This is a genomic window from ANME-2 cluster archaeon (genome assembly GCA_014237145.1).
GTDB lineage: Archaea > Halobacteriota > Methanosarcinia > Methanosarcinales > Methanocomedenaceae > Methanocomedens_A.
Map to the genome: position 1 here is coordinate 15,748 of JAAXOC010000007.1, position 22,652 is coordinate 38,399.

At 42.8% G+C, this 22,652-nt stretch carries 26 protein-coding genes and 1 pseudogene; 8 read left to right on the forward strand and 19 right to left on the reverse strand.

Annotated elements, in window-relative coordinates; translation table 11 throughout:
• The first annotated feature begins 134 nt into the window (after positions 1–134).
• From HF974_01035 to purF, 3 genes are all read left to right on the forward strand, one after another.
• Complete coding sequence (locus HF974_01035) at positions 135–353, forward strand: small nuclear ribonucleoprotein (protein ID MBC2696930.1); 219 nt, start codon at positions 135–137, stop codon at positions 351–353.
• A 127-nt stretch (positions 354–480) separates the two neighbouring features.
• Complete coding sequence (locus HF974_01040) at positions 481–660, forward strand: 50S ribosomal protein L37e (GenBank protein MBC2696931.1); 180 nt, start codon at positions 481–483, stop codon at positions 658–660.
• Positions 661–713: 53 nt separating this feature from the next.
• Positions 714–2,120, forward strand: coding sequence for an amidophosphoribosyltransferase (gene purF, locus HF974_01045; GenBank protein MBC2696932.1), 1,407 nt, complete (start codon positions 714–716; stop codon positions 2,118–2,120).
• Positions 2,121–2,132: 12 nt separating this feature from the next.
• On the opposite strand, the gene HF974_01050 is transcribed toward purF, so the two are convergent.
• The 9 genes from HF974_01050 to HF974_01090 form a co-directional block, all read right to left on the reverse strand.
• The gene (locus HF974_01050; protein ID MBC2696933.1) at positions 2,133–2,927 is read right to left on the reverse strand and encodes an ABC transporter permease; all 795 of its coding nucleotides are present in this window, start codon (positions 2,925–2,927) and stop codon (positions 2,133–2,135) included.
• 1 nt (position 2,928) lies between these two features.
• Positions 2,929–3,930, reverse strand: coding sequence for an ATP-binding cassette domain-containing protein (locus tag HF974_01055; GenBank protein MBC2696934.1), 1,002 nt, complete (start codon positions 3,928–3,930; stop codon positions 2,929–2,931).
• Positions 3,931–4,495: 565 nt separating this feature from the next.
• Positions 4,496–4,912 (reverse strand): type II toxin-antitoxin system VapC family toxin, encoded by a 417-nt coding sequence (locus HF974_01060; GenBank protein MBC2696935.1) that lies wholly within the window; start codon positions 4,910–4,912, stop codon positions 4,496–4,498.
• The gene (locus tag HF974_01065) at positions 4,866–5,087 is read right to left on the reverse strand and encodes a hypothetical protein (protein MBC2696936.1); all 222 of its coding nucleotides are present in this window, start codon (positions 5,085–5,087) and stop codon (positions 4,866–4,868) included. The genes HF974_01060 and HF974_01065 overlap by 47 nt, the downstream gene beginning before the upstream one ends.
• Positions 5,088–5,420: 333 nt before the next feature.
• Entirely contained in the window at positions 5,421–5,786 is a 366-nt protein-coding gene (locus HF974_01070; protein MBC2696937.1) for a DUF86 domain-containing protein, read from the reverse strand.
• Positions 5,783–6,094, reverse strand: a complete 312-nt coding sequence (locus HF974_01075; GenBank protein MBC2696938.1) for a nucleotidyltransferase family protein — start codon at positions 6,092–6,094, stop codon at positions 5,783–5,785. The genes HF974_01070 and HF974_01075 overlap by 4 nt, the downstream gene beginning before the upstream one ends.
• Before the next feature lie 76 nt (positions 6,095–6,170).
• Complete coding sequence (locus HF974_01080; protein ID MBC2696939.1) at positions 6,171–6,524, reverse strand: DUF86 domain-containing protein; 354 nt, start codon at positions 6,522–6,524, stop codon at positions 6,171–6,173.
• Entirely contained in the window at positions 6,521–6,817 is a 297-nt protein-coding gene (locus tag HF974_01085) for a nucleotidyltransferase family protein (protein MBC2696940.1), read from the reverse strand. Before HF974_01085 ends, HF974_01080 begins: the two co-directional genes overlap by 4 nt.
• Positions 6,814–9,585, reverse strand: coding sequence for a DEAD/DEAH box helicase family protein (locus HF974_01090; GenBank protein ID MBC2696941.1), 2,772 nt, complete (start codon positions 9,583–9,585; stop codon positions 6,814–6,816). The genes HF974_01085 and HF974_01090 overlap by 4 nt, the downstream gene beginning before the upstream one ends.
• Before the next feature lie 166 nt (positions 9,586–9,751).
• Between HF974_01090 and HF974_01095 the strand changes: the two genes are divergently transcribed.
• Positions 9,752–9,934 (forward strand): hypothetical protein, encoded by a 183-nt coding sequence (locus tag HF974_01095; protein MBC2696942.1) that lies wholly within the window; start codon positions 9,752–9,754, stop codon positions 9,932–9,934.
• Positions 9,935–10,015: 81 nt separating this feature from the next.
• Here HF974_01095 and dnaJ read toward each other — a convergent pair whose 3' ends face one another.
• From dnaJ to HF974_01115, 4 genes are read right to left on the reverse strand one after another with little or no spacing between them, the layout of a single operon-like run.
• Positions 10,016–11,173, reverse strand: a complete 1,158-nt coding sequence (dnaJ, locus tag HF974_01100; protein MBC2696943.1) for a molecular chaperone DnaJ — start codon at positions 11,171–11,173, stop codon at positions 10,016–10,018.
• A 41-nt stretch (positions 11,174–11,214) separates the two neighbouring features.
• A complete protein-coding gene (gene dnaK / locus HF974_01105; protein ID MBC2696944.1) occupies positions 11,215–13,074 on the reverse strand; it encodes a molecular chaperone DnaK in 1,860 nt (619 codons plus the stop codon).
• Between the two features lie 41 nt (positions 13,075–13,115).
• On the reverse strand, positions 13,116–13,697 hold the full coding sequence (grpE, locus tag HF974_01110) for a nucleotide exchange factor GrpE (GenBank protein ID MBC2696945.1): 582 nt from the start codon (positions 13,695–13,697) through the stop codon (positions 13,116–13,118).
• A 54-nt stretch (positions 13,698–13,751) separates the two neighbouring features.
• Entirely contained in the window at positions 13,752–15,404 is a 1,653-nt protein-coding gene (locus HF974_01115; protein MBC2696946.1) for a thermosome subunit, read from the reverse strand.
• A gap of 302 nt (positions 15,405–15,706) precedes the next feature.
• Between HF974_01115 and HF974_01120 the strand changes: the two genes are divergently transcribed.
• Complete coding sequence (locus HF974_01120; GenBank protein MBC2696947.1) at positions 15,707–16,090, forward strand: sporulation protein; 384 nt, start codon at positions 15,707–15,709, stop codon at positions 16,088–16,090.
• Between the two features lie 32 nt (positions 16,091–16,122).
• Positions 16,123–16,701 carry a DUF2953 domain-containing protein gene (locus HF974_01125; protein MBC2696948.1) on the forward strand — a complete coding sequence of 193 codons (579 nt, stop codon included), beginning with the start codon at positions 16,123–16,125 and terminating at the stop codon, positions 16,699–16,701.
• Here HF974_01125 and HF974_01130 read toward each other — a convergent pair whose 3' ends face one another.
• From HF974_01130 to HF974_01145, 4 genes are read right to left on the reverse strand one after another with little or no spacing between them, the layout of a single operon-like run.
• Positions 16,702–16,908 (reverse strand): MoaD/ThiS family protein, encoded by a 207-nt coding sequence (locus tag HF974_01130; protein MBC2696949.1) that lies wholly within the window; start codon positions 16,906–16,908, stop codon positions 16,702–16,704. It abuts the gene before it with no gap.
• A gap of 6 nt (positions 16,909–16,914) precedes the next feature.
• Complete coding sequence (locus HF974_01135; protein MBC2696950.1) at positions 16,915–17,055, reverse strand: hypothetical protein; 141 nt, start codon at positions 17,053–17,055, stop codon at positions 16,915–16,917.
• A gap of 43 nt (positions 17,056–17,098) precedes the next feature.
• A complete protein-coding gene (dph2, locus tag HF974_01140) occupies positions 17,099–18,103 on the reverse strand; it encodes a diphthamide biosynthesis enzyme Dph2 (protein ID MBC2696951.1) in 1,005 nt (334 codons plus the stop codon).
• A 16-nt stretch (positions 18,104–18,119) separates the two neighbouring features.
• On the reverse strand, positions 18,120–18,674 hold the full coding sequence (locus HF974_01145; GenBank protein MBC2696952.1) for a purine phosphoribosyltransferase family protein: 555 nt from the start codon (positions 18,672–18,674) through the stop codon (positions 18,120–18,122).
• 809 nt (positions 18,675–19,483) lie between these two features.
• Between HF974_01145 and HF974_01150 the strand changes: the two genes are divergently transcribed.
• Positions 19,484–20,389 carry a methyltransferase gene (locus tag HF974_01150; GenBank protein ID MBC2696953.1) on the forward strand — a complete coding sequence of 302 codons (906 nt, stop codon included), beginning with the start codon at positions 19,484–19,486 and terminating at the stop codon, positions 20,387–20,389.
• A 78-nt stretch (positions 20,390–20,467) separates the two neighbouring features.
• On the opposite strand, the gene HF974_01155 is transcribed toward HF974_01150, so the two are convergent.
• The gene (locus tag HF974_01155) at positions 20,468–20,677 is read right to left on the reverse strand and encodes a hypothetical protein (GenBank protein MBC2696954.1); all 210 of its coding nucleotides are present in this window, start codon (positions 20,675–20,677) and stop codon (positions 20,468–20,470) included.
• 259 nt (positions 20,678–20,936) lie between these two features.
• Here HF974_01155 and HF974_01160 point away from each other — a divergent pair, with 259 nt between their 5' ends.
• A complete protein-coding gene (locus HF974_01160) occupies positions 20,937–21,764 on the forward strand; it encodes a methyltransferase (protein MBC2696955.1) in 828 nt (275 codons plus the stop codon).
• A 328-nt stretch (positions 21,765–22,092) separates the two neighbouring features.
• On the opposite strand, the pseudogene HF974_01165 reads toward HF974_01160, so the two are convergent.
• A pseudogene (locus HF974_01165) lies at positions 22,093–22,553 on the reverse strand (YbhB/YbcL family Raf kinase inhibitor-like protein).
• Between the last annotated feature and the right edge of the window lie 99 nt (positions 22,554–22,652).

Below are 22,652 nucleotides of genomic sequence, written 5' to 3' on the forward strand. Positions count from 1 at the left end.
ATGGAAATGGTTACATTATCCGTATTTACCAATGAAAATGATATGTCACTTGTATGTAAAAGAAATACGCGATTAAAACACAGGATAGATAAATAAAGTATAACTCAGATTATAATACCAGGAGCAAAAAAAATATGGGTAAAAGACCTCTTGACATTCTAAATAATACACTGGGCAAGCCTGTCATTATCAAATTAAAAGGTGAACGCATTTTCAGGGGTACACTTGAAGGTTATGACATTCACATGAACCTGGTACTGGACGATGCAAAAGAATTATCAGACAGCGAAAATGAAAAAACACTGGGTACAGTAGTGATCAGAGGTGACAATGTGGTATATATCTCACCATAGATCGGTGTGATCTCCACAATATATATTTACTCTGGACACATAGGGAATTGCCCTTAAGCTGTAATTATTATACAGTAATTATCATACAGTCATAATCAAAAATTATAATAATAAAAGGTAGAATAATATGTCAAAAGGTACTCCATCAATGGGAAAGAGGCAGAAGCGCCTCCATATCAAGTGCAGGCGTTGCGGCAGAGTTTCATTGAATATTCATAAGAAGGTTTGTGTTGCATGCGGATTCAAAAAAACAACTCGTATGAGAAGTTATAAATGGCAGAGGAAATCAGGATTAAATGGCGACTGAACTTTCCATTGTCTAATTACATTATTAACAATCAAATTATCAGGTGAACCTTATTGCGTGAATCCTGTGGAATTGTCGGTCTCGCATTAAATGATAGGGAATCGGATAACGCTGCATTACCGATTTATTATGCATTATATGCCCTGCAGCATAGGGGCCAGGAATCCACAGGTATTACTGTTCATGATGGTAAAAGTGCCGGGACCCTCAAAGGTATGGGGCTTGTGCCTGATGTTTTTAAGAAGTATAACCTTGGCGACCTGAAAGGTTTTGTGGGCATCGGGCATGTAAGGTATTCTACAACCGGTGATTCCACTATAGAAAACAGCCAGCCCCTGATAGTGAATTTCATGGACCGGACCATTGCCATAGCCCATAATGGTAACCTGGTCAATAGTGCGGACCTTGTAGCAGAGTTCGAGGCTAAAGGCCAGGTATTCCTCACTTCATCGGATACCGAAGTTATAGCCCGCCTGCTGGTCAAGGAACTTCTTAGAACTGATATTCTGGGTGCAGTCGAGGAAGTCATGAAAAGACTGGTGGGTTCATACAGCCTTACCATCCTTGTGGATGATACGTTAGTGGTCGTAAGGGACCCCCTTGGTTTCAAACCATTATGCTTGGGTGAGTTGGACGGGGGATATGTGGTCACATCTGAAAGTGCTGCTATTGATACCATTGGCGGTAAGCTTATTCGTGATGTACGGCCCGGAGAGGTCCTGATATTCAAGGACGGCAGATATTCCAGCCACCATTTGTTCAAGACAAAGAACACTGCCCATTGTGTGTTCGAATACATCTATTTTGCCCGCGCTGATTCTATTATTGACGGGCAGCTTGTCTACCAGACCAGGATACGCATTGGTGAGAGGCTGCTGGATGAACATGCCATTGATGCCGATATTATTTCACCGGTCCCGGATAGCGGTATAACTTTCGCCATCGGGTACAGTAAGAAATCGGGTATTGATTATATAGAAGGCCTGATGAAGAACAGGTATATTGGCAGGACCTTTATCATGCCGGACCAGAAAATGCGGGAGACTGCGGTCAGGCTGAAGCTCAATACCATCAGGCAGAATCTTGAAGGTAAGAAGGTTATATTGATGGATGACAGCATTGTCAGGGGTACAACTTCCCGGCGTATTGTGGATATGGTGCGCAAGGCAGGTGCTGAGGAGGTGCATACACGTATAGGCAGCCCGCCTATTGTGTCGCCCTGTTATCTCGGTATCGATATGGCAACCAGGGAAGAACTGGTAGCAGCCCATAAGACCGTGGCAGGTGTGGAAGCGGTCATCAATGCTGACAGCCTGGGATATGTGAGCGTGGAAGGACTGGTGGAAGCTGTCGGAATACCCGCGGATGACCTGTGTCTTGGCTGCCTGACAGGCGTGTATCCGGTGGAGATACCGGGTGAGGAATGCAAGAGGCGCCAGTTGACCCTCAACCAATTCTAAGGACGATATTTTTCAGGCCTTTGCCTTTTGGAACATGTAACCACCCAGACCGATAGTGGCAGCAGCAAATAGGAATAAAACTGCAATGCATATGTGTATTGGAATCTCGGTCTCGCCCATCAGGGTATATCGCAGCGCCATGATACCGTATGTAAGCGGGTCAAGATAGACCAGCGTTTTCAGCCATGAAGGCAGGTCACCTATCCTGAAAAATGCACCGCTTAGCAGTAGTACAGGCATGGTGATGAAAGTCATTATCATCTGGAACCCTTCATGGCTCTCGGTCTGTGAGGCCAGGGCAATGCCCAGCCCTATAAAACCAAGGCCTATGAGAAGCATCACACCCACACTGGCAGCCATCCCAAGATAGGACTGGAATTCTACCCCGATGACAAATGCTATCAGCATGATCAATGTGCCCTGTATCATAGCTGTGGTCACACCTCCCAGTGCCTTTCCCAGTGCCACAAAGAACCTGGGCACCGGGGCAATGAGTATTTCCTTTAAGAATCCGAATTCCCGATCCCAGATGATGCTGACACCTCCTACAAGGGATGAGAACAGGATGGTCATACCGATGATACCGGGGGCTAAAAAACCGATATTAGTCTGTCCGCCGCTGCGCATCTCAAATGATGAATTGAATGCTGTACCCAGGATTACCAGAAAGAACAGGGGTGTGGCCAGGGAACCAATGATCCTGCTCTTTGACCTCTTGAACCTGAGCATTTCACGGAGCCACATGGTATATACTGTGTTCAGTGCAATGACGATATTTTCAGAAAAAGCTGACGCATGGTCTGCCATATCAGCGCCTCCTTGCCTGGAGATTATAGGTTATCCTGTCAACACTGCTGGTCTCTTCTTCCCTGATGGCCCTGCCTGTGTAGGATAGGAATACATCGTCAAGTGTGGGGCGGTGCAGGTCTACGGACAGGATATTGATACCAGCATCGGATGCGATCTTTAGGACATGAGGTATCCGCCCCGCCCCGTCCTTGATAGTAATAAATATGCTGCTGTCCTTTTGCTGGACACTTCCGGCAGAACCGTTCTTGTTGTATAGGTCGAGTAGTCTTGAAGCAAGTTCCCCGGTTTCCACGGTAAGTATGATCACATCCCCACCCAGTGCATTCTTCAGGTTCTCTGGCGTGTCCAGGGCTTTTACCTGACCAAAGTCGATTATGGCTATGCGGTTGCACAGGTGGTCAGCCTCTTCCATATAGTGTGTTGTCAGCATGATGGTGACGTTTTTTTCCTTATTCAGTTGCCGTATGTAGTCCCATATATGGTTGCGGGTCTGGGGGTCAAGTCCGAGGGTGGGTTCATCAAGGAACAGTACTTTTGGGTGGTGCATGAGTCCCCTGGCAATTTCCAGGCGTCTCATCATCCCGCCACTATATGTTTTGACGATCACATCGGCTTTATCATTGAGTTCGACCAGTTTCAGTACGTCTGCGATCCTTTCTTTTCGCAATTGTTTTGGCAGGCCGTACAGCCGCCCGTGAAGGTCCAGGTTTTCCTTGCCTGTGAGCCTGTCGTCAAGGGTGGTACCCTGGAACACCATGCCAATATTTTTCCTGACCTCTGAGGGGTGTTTGGTGATGTCGGCTCCCCATACTTGTGCACTGCCGTTACTTGGTGTTATCATGGTGGAGAGCATGTTGATGAGTGTGGTCTTGCCTGCACCGTTTGGCCCTAAAAGGCCGAATAGTTCTCCATTGTTTACCTGGATATTGATGTTGTCTACTGCCACTATGTCATCAAATCTGCGGGTCAGGTTGAATGTCTCAATGGCGGGTGTGTTCATGGGTGGTACATTCTTTTGTTAGTATTTAATGTTGAAGATATTGAGATGTAGGTGTTATCCGGATGTGTGGGTAAATATTGATGTGGCTGTCTGGATAGGTGTGTGGTTGTGTTTGGGGTGCAGTGGGATTGGTCTTGAGTGTTGGGGGGTGTTTTTCATGTGCAGGAGGGGGTGAAACCGCTATATGCAGGTGCGATATATTGTATTGAAAATATCGTGACTGCTACAAATTACCTTATTCACCATTTATCGTTTCAACTATTTCCCTAAAACTTTCAAGTCCGGCTTCCACATTTTCAATTATCTCATTTGCCAGAATATCCGGGTCCGGCAAGTTATCCAGATCAGCCATACTTTCATCTTTTACCCAGAAAACGCACATGAAATTCTTCGAATGACATGCTCAAAATTAAAATTAACAAATCTGCGTTCATCTGCGTTTATCTGCGGTTCCCCAAATTCTCGATCCATTGCATCCATCAACCTCATCCACACCCATCCTCCCGGCAGTTCATTCAGCGCACCCTATTCAGTTCCTTTAAATCCTTTTTGTTGCTCTATCATTTCATTTCATTTCAGCGCTATAAGGATTCAAGAACTTCAGCCCATCAACTTTGCCAAAATCCTTCTCATTTCTTGAAACAAGTACAGCATCATGCATTATGGATGTTGCAGAAATAAGGGCATCCCCCAATTTCAATTTATACATCTTCCTTATCCGTATGGTTTCTTCTGCTACCGGATCATCAACATTAAGAGTGACAAAATTCAATAAAAACTGTTTGATCTCCGTTTCTTCATTCTCAGAAATGTCTGGAAAAGCTAATACTTCGATTTTATTGATCAAAGAAATGCAAAGCTCTTTATCCATTATATTCTTGAAAAAAGATGAGGCTACTTCCTCCCCCTGCAAGAAATATATCAAAATATTCGTATCAATTAGATATCTGTCTGTCCCATTCATTTCTAATATCCCTTTCAAATTTCAGAGCATCCCTCTTATTTTTTAAAACACCACTGTATCTACGAATATCCTGTTTATGGAGTTTTAGACTATCTTCTTCTATGGACTTTGCTATCCAGCCAATGAGTTCTGTTTTTTCTTTTAAAGATAACGGAAAGATTTCATTAAATATTTCCTTGACATTTGTACTCATCCTATCACCTAGTTTATAATATGATTCTGTAATTTATAAGCTTTTTATTCCCAACCTGTCCATACTCGCCTTCCAGGGAGTTATAGACGCACACCCGTGGTCATTCTGCCAGCGCCTCCTGCGTCTTTCTACTTAATATTAAACGCATATGAACGCAGATAAACACAGATGCTCCGGATGGATTGCGATTGAACACGGATTGTGCGGATGACACGGATGCGCACGGATTTGTGAAAATCCGTCCAATCCGTGTTCTATGTTGCTGATATGGCACTTTTCCAGTCTCATTCATGCTAACGTGGTCTATGGAATATGAAATTTCCATTTTGCCGTTCATGCCTGTTCCATTTCCTTATCCATCTGATCCAGGATTTTCTGTATGTCCAGCCTGAGCGAAGGCAATCTCAATTCAATTGTTTCCCATACCACATCATACCTGATTCCAAAGTATTTATGAATCAGCTTATCACGCATTCCGGCAATTATTTTCCAGGGGATATCAGGATTTTTCTTCCTTATGCCAGGGGGAATTTTCTTGACAGCCTCCCCGATAACTAAAAAATTCCTTATGACTGCATCGCCTGTTTTATCATCCGTTCTGAATTTTTCAAAATCCAAACCCTCTGTGTATTTTTCTATCTTCCCGATTGCTTCAAGAATATCATCAAGGTAAAGCCTGATATCTCTATCCTTTTTCATACTGGTATAGCCTCATTCAATATTCTATCTTTTATGCGTGGCTTCAGTGTATCTTTCATCACAAGATCAACTTTAACGCCAAGTATTTCACCCATATAATTCTCAAGTTCTATATACTTGAATAAATCAATAGTTTCAGTGAACTCAACTAAAATATCTAAATCGCTTCTCATTTTCTGTTCGCCCCGAACATAAGAACCAAAGATTTCCAGATTTTTAACATTGTATTTATCTCTAAGGATTGCCATACTATCTTTGAGTTTCTTCATTATACTTTCAACTTCGTTCACATTAGTTTTCTGTATCATAATGCCAGCTCCCCCTGCGTTATTCGTGTTCTATTTTGTTTTTGGGCGTTTTGCATGATTTCCATAAACAAGAAGGTCATTCACTTTGCCCCATATCTTCAAAAACTTTTGAAACCGGAATTTCCAATTGAGGCACATCGTCCTTTGCAGTTTTCCATAGAATTTCCAGATCAACCCCGAAATATTCATGAATAAGCTTGTCCCTCATACCTGCCATCTGTTTCCATGGGACATCCGGATATTTCTTTCTTATTTGTTCTGGAACATTTTTGGCAGCTTCCCCGATTATTTCGATGGCTCGAACCACACTATAAATAGTCTTTTTATCTTTTATGAAATCCTCGAACTCCATTCCATCAATGAAATTTTCGACATCATTTATAGAATCAAGTATGTCTTGAACAAAATCTCCATAATCCCGTTTCTTCATACGTTAATTACCTCTTCAAGGATATACTTGCCAATTCTTGGTTTTAAAGCCTTCCTGGATACAAGATCAACTTTAACCCCAGTATTTTTCCCAAGGAATTCTTCAAGTTCCATAAATTTGAAAAGACCTACAGGTTCCTGGAATTCCACAAGAATATCCAGATCACTCCCCTCCTTTTGTTCTCCTCTGACGTATGAGCCAAAAACTCCGAGCGTTTTGACTTTATATTTCTCTTCAAGAACAGGCTTATTTTCCCGAAGCTTCCTGATAATCTGGTCAATTTTCTTTTTCATACTGCCAGCGCCTCATTCATTTCACTAATCACAGTATTCATTTCACTCCCGAAGAGCTGGAACATCATGCCGCGTCCTCCGTGTGCGTCAAATGGTGTGTAGTCAAGATCTTCCACTTCAATATGAAAACTTGTTGCAATATGTTCCTTCATCATTCTCAGCCAGTTCATCTGCTCATCATTAAACTTTAATACTCCGGCTTGTTTTTCAAATACCCATTTTTGGAAATTTCGGTCCACTGTTTTATCGTAGGCTGTCAGTTTATCATCAATACCTGTTACCCTACGGATAAGAGAAACAAGTGCTACCAGCTCACTCTTCGGGCTTTTCCCGTTCACCTTTTCAAGTTGCTCGTATGCCTGCCATACGTACAGCGGTGCAAGCAAGGGTTTATCCATTTTCAATTTTTCAAGAATATCTTTAACCATACTGGAAGTCAACTCCCTGAGCCTATATGGCTGATTATAAAAAATGCTAATCGCCATTATCTCATCCTTATGCTCTTCCATATACTCAAAAAAATCATTTACAATTTCTCTGGCTTTATCTGCAGCATCTTCTCCCCACTGCGCTTTTGTGACTTCATCAATATTCACAGTATCAATGATCTGTTCATGAACCCTTCGGACATTTTCAATGTATCCATTAAGTTCTCCGCTAAAAGTTGAAGTCGCCGTTTTGCTTAAGTTTTCCTTTGCCATCTCGTAAGCCTGGGTTTTTGTAATCTCAGGATTTTCCCGCTTCAGCTCCTCAGCTTCATCTTCGATCTTATCCGGATTATAAGCATTCAACAGGTCTTTTACAGTTTGATTAATAGTCTTGCCGTTTGCCTTTTCTTTAAACGTTTCCTTTTCCGCATCAGTAAGTTGTTTTTCCAGTCTGGTAAGGCGGCTTGCAAGTGAAGTGAACAGGTCTTCATCCCTGGCCCCCATAGTTACAGCGGCAAGTAGATCCTTCATTGGAATGGCGCGTTTCCGCTCCAGAGGGCGGCTGTCGGTTTTTATTGATTTTGTAACCCCTACAGCATCCACAACAACAAAATGTGTTTTTGCTGAAAACGCCGAGGGAGTGACCTTTTTCAAATCATCATAACCTAATATGCGAGTACCTCGCCCTTTCATCTGCTCAAAGTAGTTTTTGCTTTTCACATCACGCATAAAAAGCAGACATTCAAGGGGTTTAACATCAGTACCCACCGAGATCATAGCCACGGTAACGGCAATTCTCGGATTATAAGCATTTCTGAATTGTGTAAGTATAGATTTCGGGTCTTCTTCGGTTTTATAAGTGATTTTCTTACAAAACTCATTACCCTCATTAAATTCTTCTCTGACTATCTGGATAATATCATCAGCATGGCTGTCGGTTTTTGCAAAAATTAGAGTCTTTGGGACTTCTTTTCTACCCGGAAATATCTCAGGCAATTTGTTTTTAAAAGCCCGGATGATATTTCTAATCTGGCTGGGATTCACAATATCTTTATCCAGATCCTTTTTGGAGTAAGATACATCTTCATCCAGTTGTTCCCACCGTTTCCTTCTGCTTAGCCTTTCGCGTTTATCCACATACTCATTGGCTTTTATAGTTGCCCCATATTGTGAAATTTCAGTCTCAATTATGTAAACATCATATCCAACATTCACACCGTCTACCACAGCTTCCTCGTGAGAATATTCACTAACAACATTCTCATTGAAAAAACCGAATGTCCTTTTATCAGGCGTGGCTGTTAATCCAATCAGAAAAGCATCAAAATATTCAAGCACCTGTTTCCACAGATCATAGATTGAAGGGTGACACTCATCTATTACAATAAAATCGAAGAATTCTATCGGTATACTTGCATCATAAATAACCGGCATCGATTCTTTCGGATCCCATTTACTCTCATTCGGATTTGATTCCTCTGCCTCTTCATCCAATTCTTCGCCTTTTAAAATAGAATAAAGCCTCTGAATAGTACTGATGCACACATGGCTGTCTGGTGAAATATAGTTTGAGTGCAACCGCTGAACATTATATAGTTCAGTAAATTTGTGGTTATCGTCAGATGGCTGATATGCCATAAATTCCTGTTCTGCCTGTTCTCCGAGGTTTTTGGTATCAACCAAAAATAATATCCATTTTGCATCAGCAAACTTTAGTAAACGGTAGATAGATGTAATTGCTGTGTAGGTTTTACCGGAACCTGTGGCCATCTGTATCAAAGATCGCGGCTTGTTTTCCTTGAAGGATATTTCAAGATTCTTGATTGCATTTATCTGGCAGTTTCTTAAAACGGATTCCGGAAGTTCGGGAATATCCAACACTCTTGCCCTTAATGAAGTACCCTCCTTCAGCCATTCTTTGAAAGTTTCAGGTCTATGAAAAGTAAATACAGTCCTTGAACACGGTTTTGGATCTCTGTAATCAGTAAATCGGGTTATAGTTCCTGTACTTTCATAAACAAACGGAAGCGGGTCATTGTCAAGGTATTTAAGCTTACTTTTTGCATAAAAATCCGATTGGGGTTCATGAGAAATAAGTTTGTGTCCCTCTTCTTCTTTTTTTGCCTCTATTATTCCAACAGGTCTTCTTTCAACAAATAATACATAATCAGTAGGCCCAACATCGGTTTGATATTCACGGATGGCTATACCGATACTTTCATTCCAATCAATTTTATCTTTATCCTGAACTGCCCACCCAGCGGCATTGAGCTGTTTATCAATATTGTCTCTTGCCTCCTGTTCAGGAAATTGATTTATAGATCCATCCATATTATTCATTTACTTATTTATCTCAATTATTTAAGTACGTTTTCAATTTATTCATATTTTTAGAAATCTCCTTGGCATGTCGCATGACTTCAGTTTAGGCAAACCTGAGTAAGTAAGTCTTTCCTGAAAAGAGTGATGTCGCCTTGAGGCAGATGGGGCAAAGTATGGAAGGATATTGAGAAAATATACAGCCAAAAACGAAAAGGATCTTGTAAAACAGATAGAGAACGATCCAAAAATAGATGAAGAGTGGGAAGAGCCTGTTAAGGGTCATGTAGTTAAAATAAAGCATGAGGAAGAATGTGTAAATCTGGCAGATGTAAGAATAACTAAAAAATCAGAGGCAACCGTCGCATAACTGTTCTTTCTTGCACTACTTCAGTTGATTATTTTTATTCATTTCGTGAGTAAGTCCTTTCCAAAAAGAATAATCCCCACCCTAGATCTTATCCTTCACTCCATCAACAACCTTCTCGAACAGCCCCTTCTCATTCTCCTTTGCAGGCTTCTCCCCACTAAGCCTGGCAAACTCCCGCAAAACCTCCTTCTGCTTCAGGGATAACTTTTTAGGCACTTTCACATTCATCCTCACATGCAGGTCCCCCTGCCCGTGCCCGTGAATATAAGGCATACCCTTACCCCTCACCCTGAAAGTAGCCCAAGTCTGTGTCCCGGCAGGAACCTTTAACTTCACTTTCCCATCCACAGTAGACACTATAATCTCATCACCCAAAGAAGCCTGGGTAAAACTGATATCATTCTCCACCAGTATATCGTTCCCTACACGCTTAAAAGTCTTATGCGGCTTCACGAAAATATCAACGAAAAGGTCACCAGGCGGCCCGCCCGCAGTTCCATGCTCACCTTCACCAGCCACCCTCATCCTAGAATTACTTTCAATACCGGCAGGCACTTTAATCTTGATCTTCCGCTTCTTTTGTATCCTGCCGCTGCCATGACATTTAGTACATGGAACATCGACCACCTTACCCCTGCCCCTGCATGTTGGACAGGTACTTGTGGTCATGAACTGCCCGAAAGGCGTATTCTGTGCACGGGTGGTCTGGCCGCTACCCCTGCATGTAACGCAGGTCTTGGGTTCAGTGCCCGGTTTTGCACCGCTCCCCTTGCACACGGTACAGTTCTCTGTCCTGGGTATACTTATCTTCTGCTCCAGTCCGTGGTACGCATCCTCAAAGGATATGGTCATACTATATCTAAGGTCAGACCCCCTCTGGGGACCGCCGCGTCTGCGACCCCTACCGCCAAAAATAATATCAAATATACTATCCCCGGGACCACCGCCACCGGAACCCCCAAACATATCTTCGAAGTTCGCACCCCTGAAGATATCCTCCTGGCTCCAGCGCCCATCAACTCCGGCATGCCCGAACTGGTCGTACTTAGTACGTTTCTCCTGGTCGCTAAGCACTGCATAGGCTTCGCTGATCTCCTTGAACGTCTCTTCAGCACCAGCCTCTTTATTGCGGTCAGGATGGTACTCTAATGCCAGTTTCCGGTAGGCTTTTTTCAGTTCATCTTCTTTGACGTCTTTATTAACGCCCAGAATCTCATAGTAATCGCGCTTATCAGCCATTATTCAGTGTAATTTATAAAAAAAAAGGTTAAGGAAAAGAATCAGTTATCCTTTTCCTCGTCCACGACTTCATATTCGGCATCCACTACATTTTCGTCAGCAGCTTCATCGGTCCCGGCTTCGGCACCCGCTTCACCAGCCGCCTGCTGTTCCTGGGCAGACTGTTCATATATCATGGTGCTAACGGCCTGCATCTCCTTGGTCAGATCATCAATGGCAGACTGTATCTGGTCCTTATCATCCGTACCAATAGCTTCCCTGGTCTTCTCCACCTTCTCGGTAATGGTCTTGCGTTGTTCCTCAGTGACCTTATCACCGAGATCGGACAGGGCTTTTTCCGTAGTATATACCAGTGTATCGGCCTGGTTCTTAAGCTCAATAAGTTCCTTTGCTTTTCTGTCAGCCTCTTCATACTGTTCGGCATCGTTGACCTTTGACTTGATCTCGTCATCCGAAAGCTTATGCGGTGCCGTGATTGTGATCTTCTGCTCCTTATTGGTACCAAGGTCCTTGGCTGTTACATGAATGATGCCGTTGGCATCGATATCAAAAGTCACTTCGATCTGGGGAATACCCCTGGGTGCCGGTGGAATACCAACCAGCGTGAACTGTCCCAGTGTGATATTGTCATGGGCCATGGCACGCTCGCCCTGGAGCACATGGATGTCTACAGACGGCTGGTTGTCCGCAGCTGTGCTAAATATCTGGCTCTTCTTAGTTGGAATTGTAGTATTGCGCTCAATGAGCTTTGTGGACACACTTCCCAGGGTCTCAATACCAAGGGACAGAGGTGTAACATCCAGCAGTAGCACATCCTTGACCTCACCTTCCAGCACACCGGCCTGGATAGCAGCACCCATTGCCACGCATTCCATCGGGTCCACGCCCCGCTCTGCTTCCTTACCGACAATATCACTTACAAACTTTTGTACCACAGGCATCCTTGTAGGCCCGCCTACCAAAATAATAGTAGTAATATCAGATGTGCTTATTCCCCCATCCTTAATTGCCTCTTCCATGGGCTGGCGGGTCTTTACAATAACTGGCATGACCAGTTCTTCCAGTTTGGATCTGGTAAGTGTCATCTCCAGATGTTTTGGGCCTGCCTGGTTGGCAGTAATAAAGGGCAGGTTGATCGATGTCTGCATTGTAGTTGAAAGCTCGATCTTTGCCTTTTCCGCAGCTTCCCGCAGACGCTGGTTTGCTGTTTTGTCAGACCTGAGATCGATTCCCTCTTTGTTCATGAAATCTTCGGCAATATATTCGATCAGCAAATTGTCCATATCAGTACCACCAAGCTGTGTATCTCCCGATGTGGATTTGACTTCGAAGACACCGTCACCAACTTCCATGAGACTAACATCCAGTGTACCGCCACCAAAATCATATACCAGTATCTTCTGGTCGGATTTTTTATCCAGACCATATGCCAGTGATGCGGCGGTGGGCTCGTTAATTATCCGTACCACTTCAAGACCTGCGATCTCTCCCGCATCCTTAGTCGCCTGCCTCTGGTTATCGTTAAAATATGCAGGGACAGTAATGACAGCTTTTTCTACCGTATCACCCAGGAAAGCTTCAGCATCCTGTTTTATTTTCTGCAGGATAAAAGCCGATATATCCTGTGGAGAAAACTCCTTATCCTTGATCTTAACCTTTTCTACGGTTCCCATCTTTCGCTTGATAGCCATTACAGTACCTTCGGGATTGGTAACGGCCTGTCTTCGTGCCGGTTCACCTACCAGTCTTTGCCCATCCTCGGTAAAAGCCACAACAGACGGGAATGCCTTTCCACCCACACTTGCTCCCTCGGCACTGGGAATTATTGTCGGCCTGCCTCCGATAAGTGCAGCAGCCGCAGAATTGCTTGTTCCCAGGTCAATTCCAATTATCTTTGCCATTCAATTCACCTCATCTTACAATAATAATTCACAAACTTGTATTATTCGCTATTCTCTTTGTTATTTTCATTTACCGATACCCTTACCCTGGAATACCGTATCACTCTATCCTTTATCGTGTATCCCTGCTGGAACTCCTCGATCACTGTATTGTAAGGGTACTCATCAGTTGGGGTCATCATCATTGCTTCATGGTAATGGGGGTCGAACTTTTTACCCACAGCTTCTATGTGTGTAAGACCCCTGGATCCAAGAATATCCTTTAACTGGGTGCTGACCATCTCCATTCCTTTAACAATGGAGTCAATGTCATCAGATCCTTTTGCACTTGCCACACCCCGTTCAAGGTTCTCCATTATGTCAATTAACTCTGATACCAGTTCTGCGCTGGCATATTCAATAAGTTCTGCTTTTTCCCTGTCCACTCTCTTTTTGTAATTATCGAACTCTGCCTGAAGCCGCTGCAAATGGTCCAGGTACTCTGACGCTAATCTGCCAGATTCCTCCAGTGCACTAACAGGTTCTTCCACTGTTATTTCTTCAGTCTCGACCATTTGCTCTTCAGAATCTTCAAGAGTGTCATTCGATGATAGGTCTACCTCGACGTCCTTATTCTTCCCCATATCAAACCTCTATGTAATACAGTGTTGATCCTTCCGTACTATTGCCCGTTGTATCTAATAATCATCTCCGATATCAGGAGCTTCAATACCATCATAGCTATCCATTCTATGTTCGGGTTTTACATCCATCAGGCCAGTATATTTGGATGCGAACACATCATCCACCCTCAGTATCATTGCAACAGCATCGGTCGCTGATTTTATTGACTGGATCTTGACCTTTAACGGCTCGATCACACTGGTATCTTTCATATCCATGACTTCACCGGTCAGCACGTTCAGACCCACAGTATTATTACCATTCTTATGTTCAGCCCTTAATTTTACCAGGATATCTACAGGGTCAAGGCCGGAATTCTCTGCAAGGCTCCTTGGCAGACCTTCCATTGCATCGGCAAATGCAACTACAGCCAGCTGCTCACGTCCGCCTAATGAGGAAGCATATTCCTTAAGCTGCAGTGCAACCTCTATTTCAGGTGCACCGCCACCGAACATGATCTTGTCTTCGTTTAAGACCACCTTTACTACATTCAGTGCATCATCCAGTGCCCTGTCAACCTCATCTGTGATAAAATCAGCACCACTATGGACTAGTATAGTCACAGCTTTGGGATTATCGCATCCCTCGAAATAGATCATCTTGTAATTGCCAATTCCCCTCTCTTCGACCAGTTCGGCATTACCCAGGTCTTCAGGGGATACGTCCATGGCATTGGACCGGATCGAAGCACTGGTGGCACGAACGATCTTTTTCAGGTCGTCCTCCTTGACCCGCCTGATGGCAAGGATGTTATTCTTGGCAAGGTAATGCAGGGATATATCGTCAATCCCTTTCTCAGTGACCACTACATTGGCCCCGCTGGCTATCAGGCTGTCCACCTGTTCTTTTACAGTCTGGTATTCGTCACTGTATGCTTCGTCCAGTTCGTCAGGGGTTGATATCTTGATCTTGGCATTCATAGTAGTTTTCTGTACCTCTACACCCACATCCAGAATCGCAATTTTTGCATTTTTTATACTTTTTGGCATATTCTTGTGGGCCCGGGCCTTATCGATCACCATACCCTTGAGAAGATGTGTATCTTTTATGGAACCTCCTCTCTGGTGGATGATCTGGATATTGTGCTGGATATCTATCTCTTTGTTATCTGCAATGGACTGGATAGCATTTATCGTCAGATCTGCCAGGTCGTCCAGTGCCATCTCGCTGCCCTTGCCTGAAAGTGCAGTGAGTGCAACCTTTCTGATTGTTTCTGTATCTTCAGCTGTAATCTCGACCGAATTGGATTCCAGGATTTCCTGTGCCTTTTCAGCTGCAAGCCTGAAGCCCTTGATGATAACTGTTGGATGAACATCAAGTTCGATCAGTTTTTCAGCCTGACCCAGCAGTTCTCCTGCAAGGACCACGGCACTGGTAGTACCATCTCCCACTTCTTTTTCCTGGGTCTTTGATATCTCGACCATCATCATGGCTGCAGGGTGCTGGATATCAATATCCTGCAGGATAGCTGCGCCATCGTTGGTAACTGTAATGTCACCCACAGCATTGACCAGCATCTTATCCATGCCTTTGGGTCCCAATGTGGTTTTCACAGCATTTGCAATTGTTCTTGCTGCCATGATATTCGCTGACTGTGCATCCCGGCCTGTCGTCCTGCTTTTTTCCGGGTCAATAATTATTATAGGCTGTCCGCCTAATCCTGCCATTGATCTTTTTCCTCCGGTAATTATGATCCCTGTAATATTAATAATATAATTAGAGCACTTGTAAGTGTTTGTACTTCTATATAATAATTATGGCTTCAACCAGTATCTCCAATTATAGGTAGTTTCTAATGAAAACAATTGCCTTAACCCTTTTAGCAACTCAAATCAGTCAAATCTACACTCCACGTGAAAGAAGAGTAAGTCATACGTCAGTGGGCTATTTAAGAAGTATTATTCCCAGGGATAGATACATATACTTTAACACACAATCAAATTAATATTAGATTGTGGAGGTTTGAGTTTTGATAGTGGACGATTTATTAAAGACCATTACAGAAGAGATTGCCGACATGGTTTCCACCAAGACCGTGATTGGAGAACATATTATCGTGGAAGGTAAGACCATCATACCAGTTACCAAGGTCAGCTTTGGTTTTGGCAGCGGTGGAGGTGAAGGCAAAAAGAAAGCAGGCGAGGAAGGTACCGGCGGTGGCGGGGGTGGTGGTGCTTCTATTCAACCCGTGGCTTTCCTTGTGGTGACGGCAGAAGATATCCAGGTATTTAGCATAAAAGGAAAAGGTGTTTTGGCCCAGCTTACCGAGATAATGCCTGAAATGATGGAAAAATACAAATCGATGATGGAAGAGAAAAATAAGGCGAAAACTGGTGAAACCGAGACCAACTGAAACCAATCATAATTGAAATGATTTGGCTCCTGATGGGAATAGTAATAGTAATGATCATAGTCGTGTTGCTGTTCCCTGTTACTATCCGTGCCCGATCTTCCGGGTCAGAAGGAATAATAGGCGGTAGTATTAGCATAAGCTGGTTGATACTTGCTATTCAATATGAATTAAAGGATAAACAAACAGATATACTCATCCTGGGCCGCACGTTGATCCATCAGCAGTATAAAGAAAAAACACCAGAAACCAAGGACATAAAAAAATCCGTCAAATCCCGATCCATTCCGCCAGTAAAGAATTTCACCCCCCTGATAGGACCGTTAATGCGGCTTATCAGGGATTTGCGATCCATTTTCAAATTCAGGCACTTTGAACTGGATACTGTCTACGGCCTGGAAGATCCCGCCTATACAGGCATGTTGACAGGATATATGCACGCCCTGCCTGGTCAGTACAATATTTCCTTTACACCCGATTTCACACAGCCTGTGCTGGACTGGGACCTGGACCTTGCCACGGCTTTTACTCCAATTATGGTCGTACCGCCAATAACAAGGTTTGCTACCAACCCCCTGGTACTGCGGTCAGGGTGGAGGATTGTCCGTAGTTGATCATCCTCCTGAAACGATCTTCAGGATATCAATTCGACCGGAATCCACAATATCATCTATAGGTACCGGCCCGCCGTCGACCATCAACACAACAGTCTCAGGATTAATCCCCAGTTCGGCAAGGATATCACTATAGACACTTCCTTCTTCTACTTCAATTGTTTTTTCAAGGACGCCACCGGCAAGTATTTTTATCCTCACCTGCAACAGGAACTACTCCTCGTCGGGTAATTTTGCGATTTCCCCTTCTGACCCTGTCAAAGACTCAAGATTGTTCTTAATCAATTTTTTTTCAAGAATCTGCTGTTTTTTTTCACCTTTACGTTCCAAGTCTCTTTTTTTAAATTTAGACATACAGGTCACCTCATGTACCCATTTAGTTCAATATTTAATAACCTTACTGTATGGCATCATCCCTTATCTCATCGAACACCAGGTCAGACCAGTCCCGTTCACCGAGCACAATCTCAAACTCCACTGGCGTAAGCACAGGCGCATTAAACCGTCCCCCTTCATCTATGGCAATGCGCGGACATGCCGTATTTACAAAAGCATCCACTTTGAACTGCAATAAAGCATCAAGAGTGATATTGTCAAGTGAAATAATGATATGTTCCTTATTATGTTTTTTAGCAAGTCCAGCTAGCCGCCGTGCCAGTCCCATTCTCTCCTGCCCTATCTTAGTGGATACGATTATGCAAAAAGAAGTGGCATCAAGACACCTGGCGATCACCCCGCCCCTTTGCCTCAATATCCTTTCAGGGTCCACCCATTCAACAGTGTTCAACATGGGGTCTGCCGCCAGTACTTTTCGCCTTGTTGCCACAGCCACACCCAATGGATGGAACTTCCCGCTTCCGACATAAAGGTAGCTGTCGCATTTGACCTCAGCAGCCGAAAAGTTACACCCCAGCAACTGTCCCGGATATTTGATCCGTGAATCACCAGTACCTACCACACACGACATACCACTTGACCCCAGGATATTTATGGCCTTGTCAAGTTGATGGACATGCTGGACTGTGGTCACAAGACCCACTGTGCCTGCATCCAGTTCAACGGCTGCCATTTCAACGACAGGCCCGATATCCACCCGGGCAGGTGTTTCCATGAAGATTACATTATCCAGCCCATCAACAAGTTCACAATGCCCGAAATGGAACATGATATCCACAGAACCTTTGAGTACCATATCGATATCACAAGCCCCGAAACATGGGTTGCCGGATACAATCATAAAAGCCCCGGTCTTATCTTCCAGTTCCCTTGCTATGGAAAATGCCTGCCTCTTAAAGCCTTCCGGGAATTGGAGACCCACAGTCCTTGCTTCTGATCGATTGATAATGTCAACTACCCTGTCCAGGTCAAAGTCAAAGATATCAAGAAAAGATGAATTGTTCATGGCTGCGATAAATATATTATCCTAATATCTCCACGCCCTTCGGACCAACATCGACCCTTACCAGGGTCTTCACAGGCAAACCCGCCTCTCTGAGCCGCTTTGCGCCATCTCCCCGCTCGATAACTACGACGGTATCCACAATAATTCCTCCCGCGATCCCCACGGCCTGCCAGACGGCTTCCAGCGTCCCGCCTGTGCTGACCACATCATCGATTATGATCAAACGCTCACCTGCGGATATCCCGTTCAGGTACAGTTCGCCTTTCGAATAGCCAGTAGCCTGGTGTATCTTTACCTCATTTGGAAGCTCATACGGACGTTTCCGGACTATGGACATGGGTTTCCCTGTCCTGAGGGCCAGGGCTGTTCCGATATGTATGCCCATAGCCTCGATGGTAAGTATTTTATCAAAGCCTGGTTCGGCAACAGCCATTATTCTGTCAGTCACTTCATTTAGCAGGGCAGGTTCCAGATACGGAACTCCGTCAGTAATGGGATGTATAAAATAATTATACTCGCCGCGGTTCACAATAGGAGCGGCTTTCAGGGATTTTTCCAGTAGGTCTGGCATGTTTAATGGATATTACTGTATCCCACTTGTAACTATCGCTTATTCACTGAAAGACAGGACAGGTGCAACAAGTACAATATTTAAATGTGGACTAGCTAATGGTAATATCACAATATTACAGGTCATTACTGTTCAAAATGTAATCCGCATTTGAGATTATTACTTTATCTTTGTTTTCTATTTCATCTTCCTCAAATTAAAATTAAACCACTATCATCAAACCGTATCAATTTTTAAGTCTGTTCTACATCGCTTTAATTCCAGTCAATTTTTAAGTATCGGCTCTCCCCGAAAAGTGAGAGTAATTGTATGATCTGTGTCATATGTATGATAAAACACAATCTATAAAAATCTTCAAATAAAAAATCTATTGGATATTGAAAATTTTATATGTGTTTCTTTTTCGATGGAAAACGATAGGATTAGCGATTACAATAAGTTATTTACAGAAAGAGAAAGCAAGATTCAGGTGAGAAACTGACGAAGATGGGGTGTAGGGCATTTTCCTTTTTTTAGAGGGTATGTTTGAAGATGTTTCAAGCAACAAATATCATAAATTGCATGATTGTAATACTAATTCCTAAATTATATGCTGGTCATCAGAAATCGTACATAGACAAAAGATATTATTTGTTACTAAACCATTATGCTTCGAAAGAGTTAAGTAATGTATTTAGTCTTTTTATATTGTGGTGAATTAAGGATTTTGTCATTTTGGAGAAATTTGACAACATTTGAAAAAATAGTGTATTAATCACATCTTGTCGATGGGTTGTCAATTTACTGAATCCTATTTGGCTGTGATAATCATGAGTTCAATACAGATATACAAACCAACTACTTCTGTTTACGGTACAGACATATATGGAAAGCACATTTCAGATGTGAGCTATTATAGTACAGGGGATTACACAGAAAAAATAATTGAAGAGGTCTTTGAGATATATTCATCGATCAAGGATCTCAAGGATGAAGAGATACTTCAGGATCCTTCAAATCATCTTATACCTATTTTTCAAAGACTGGATCATTTGATAGCACTAAATGTATATGATAAATCTGGAGAAGCTATCTTCTTTGATTATGTATTTAATTTAGCATTTGATGCTATTACCAGATTCAGAAGCTTATATACTGCAAAATTGGAAATTGAACATGCACATTCCATACTGGAAAGCAGAGATCCCTGGGAAATGCTTACAAATTTCACTTATATCTCCAATTATCTCAAATTGTCCCTAACTGAATTTCAGGGAGCCAGGCTCAAACCTGGTGACAGTGTTGTATTTCTCGGGAGTGGACCGCTACCTTTAACTCTTATAGTTCTCTGCCATTGGTATGGACTTAAAGGAATCGGAATTGAACAGGACCCTGATAGAGCAGAACTCTCAAGAAAAGTGCTGGAAAAACTTGGGCTTTCTGATCAGATTGAAATAATTAACGGTGATCAATTAACATTGCCTTTGAAAACCAGGTCCGAGCTAATCATGATAGCTGCTCAAGCTGAACCTAAAAAAGAGATATTTAATCATCTGGCAAAGGTGCTCCCTGTAGGGACCAAATTATCCTACCGCATCTATGAAAAGGGATTAAGAAGGTTGTTAGACACATTTTATTTATTTGAATTACCTGAACAGTTTGAAGAATATCTTCGGGTCCAGCCAGAACCACCTGTCAATAATACTGTTGTGTTTGTAACAAAAGATGTTTGTTAATTTTCTGTGAACCTGATCATATGGCTAATCCCACCATGTTAGAGGTGAGATTACCTTTTATCCTCTTTTTGTTTCTTTTTATTCCAGGGCTTCAATAGCCCTCCTGTATGCAAGGTCTGCTATCACGGGATCGGAGGCCAGTGGTTCGGCATAGATCAAGGTCACGTCGTTGCCATCAACTTTAACGTTCCTCTTGCGTTCTTCCCGGCTTATACCCAGAATCTTGGGGATATCTTCAGTAGTATGTACACCGTGAGTCAGGAATAAAGGTACGTGGAAAGGCTCAATACATCGTGAACAATTTTATTTGTCATAAATTTCATCAATTAAATATGAATTAATTCTACTATTTTAGTTATTTGTAGTAATACCAGTTATGATTGATTTATCATAAAGTTATCAATAATAACGCAGTATTAGCAGATAATTAGATAGTAGTTGGCCTAATTGGATAGTTATTTTATTTCAAATTACAAGTGAACTCACAAAGGCTTTACAGGATAATAACAACTTATAAAAAGTATAATTATATACTACATATTAGGTTGTGAGTAATATTACTGAACAGTCAATAAAGATTATAATTGCAGAACTATTAAATATAAATTCAACTACAAAAGATCTTAAGGATCAAGATATCCTTCACAGTACTTCGAATCATCTTGGAACCTATTTTCACAGATTGGATTATCTGGCTGCAATGGATATTGATGATAAATTGGCAGAAGAAACAATCTGTAATCCTGAATATAATTCAGTACTTGAAGCTATTGTCAGGTTCAGGAATCTATATAGTTTGAGACTTGAAATTGAAAATGCAAAAGCCATACTGGCCAGTGAAGATCCATGGGAAGTTCTGAAGAATTTTACTCATTTCCCCAATTATCTTCAACTCGCCCAGACCGAATATCATGGATCTGAACTTAAACCAGGCGATACTGTTATTTTTCTTGGGAGCGGACCGCTACCTTTAACACTTATAGCTCTTTGCCATTGGCATGGACTTAAAGGAATCGGGATTGAACGGGACCCTGATAGAGCAGAACTGTCAAGAAAGGTGCTGGAAAAACTTGGTCTTTCTGATCAGATTGAAATAATTAACGGTGATCAATTAACATTGCCTTTGAAAACCAGGTCCGAGCTAATCATGATAGCTGCTCAAGCTGAACCTAAAAAAGAGATATTTAATCATCTGGCAAAAGTGCTCCCTGTAGGGACCAAACTATCCTACCGCATCTATGAAAAAGGATTAAGAAGATTGTTAGATACATTTTCTGTTTTTGAATTACCGGAACAGTTTGAAGAATATCTTCGGGTCCGGCCTGAACCGCCTGTTAATAATACTGTTGTATTTGTAACAAAAAAGGTTTGTTAATTTCCTATACATAAGAATACTTCATTTGTCATCTGTTAAGGAGTTTGACATAGTCGGCATGTATTATTTTCCAAAAGACCAATGATTTCAAACGATTCTCCAATTTAATTTAAATCGAACACGTATGACACGGATTTATCTATTATCCGTGCAATCCGTGTTCCATTACAATATTACTCTTAACCGATGACACATGGAGAATACTTGTTCTGGATGAGTTCACTGGAAATCTTGAACCCAACGTGATAGATATGAAGAATGGGCACAGAGGCTACCTCACTGAAATAAAAGCTATTTTCCGGGGAATTCCTGAATTCACTAATGCTTATCAGCGCCCGTATTTCCCAATCATCTCTCCCTGTGTCAGGATGTGCCCTGACATGGCAGCCTCAAGCTGGGATTTGGTGGCGCCGCTCTTCAGGTCGAGTGTGATATCCAGGGCATATGCCTTGAAGAAATATTTGTGTGTCTTGCCAGGCGGCGTCCAGGGTCCGTCATAGCCGATCCTGCTAAAGTCGTTCTTGCCCTGCAGGCTGTCGTCGTCCAGGGTCTTTTTCTTGGGCACCGCACCGGGCAGTCCTGTGATGTTGGCAGGTATGTTGTAGATCACCCAGTGGGCCCAGGTTTTACCGGGTGCGTCGGGGTCGTCCACGACAACGGCGATGGAGTGCCTGCGGGGACGGTGTTCCAAGACAGGTCGGGTGATACATCATTCCCGTCACATGTGTATTCGGACGACAGCATACCCACGTTCTCAAATACGTCCGAAGAAATCGATATTGCATCCATATTTGTATCCTCCTCTATCAGGGTCTCTTCATCAGGCTCACTGGCAATACATCCTGAAATAAGTACCAATAGCACAAGAATCAAAAAGATCCGCATGAT